The sequence below is a fragment of the Clostridium lacusfryxellense genome, from assembly GCF_018861735.1.
Lineage (GTDB): Bacteria > Bacillota > Clostridia > Clostridiales > Clostridiaceae > Clostridium_AD > Clostridium_AD lacusfryxellense.
On the sequence record NZ_JAHLEB010000166.1, the window covers coordinates 1 to 545 of the forward strand.

The following is a 545-nucleotide window of genomic DNA, read 5'->3' on the forward strand; positions in this document are numbered from 1 at the left end:
AAATGGCTTTATTCTAGTTACAAAATTTCTTTCTGATGATATGAAATTTCAGTGGCCAAAGAATCAAGGGGAAATAAGAGATATAACAAAACGTCAAATGGAATGGCTTTTAGAGGGTCTACAAATTGATCAGAAAAAGGTACATACAGAAAATATTAATACTCAAAATATGAGCTTTTAATATCACCTTAAAGCTAGTAAACTAGGCGTTATTCTGGTATAATATAAGTAGTAGATTAACCAGAAAGGAGCCTTTAAAATGCAGTTTTTAGATGAGAAAGATCAACGTATTAGACAACTTGAAAATGAAAATAGAACGCTGCAGGAAAAGGTGGATTTACTGGAACATAATGTTGAAGTTCTCACTCAAGCGGTGTTACATGCAGCAAAACAGCGGTTTGGAGCATCAAGTGATAAAACACCTCCGATATATGGTGTTAAACGTCAAATTATACCTAATTGAAAAGGCGTTTTATTTCTATTACTAGTAACTGATTTACGTCAGATTACCACTATAAATTCACTTTATCAATAAGAAAACATCA

General features: G+C 32.1%; 1 protein-coding gene and 1 pseudogene. Both read left to right on the forward strand.

Annotation, left to right across the window (positions count from 1 at the left end):
- Window positions 1-181, forward strand: a 181-nt coding sequence (tnpB, locus tag KPL55_RS25800; protein WP_216309594.1) for an IS66 family insertion sequence element accessory protein TnpB, incomplete at its 5' end; no start/stop codon positions are given.
- Between the two features lie 78 nt (window positions 182-259).
- Window positions 260-436, forward strand: a pseudogene (locus KPL55_RS25805) (IS66 family transposase); the annotation flags it as partial.
- Window positions 437-545 lie beyond the last annotated feature (109 nt).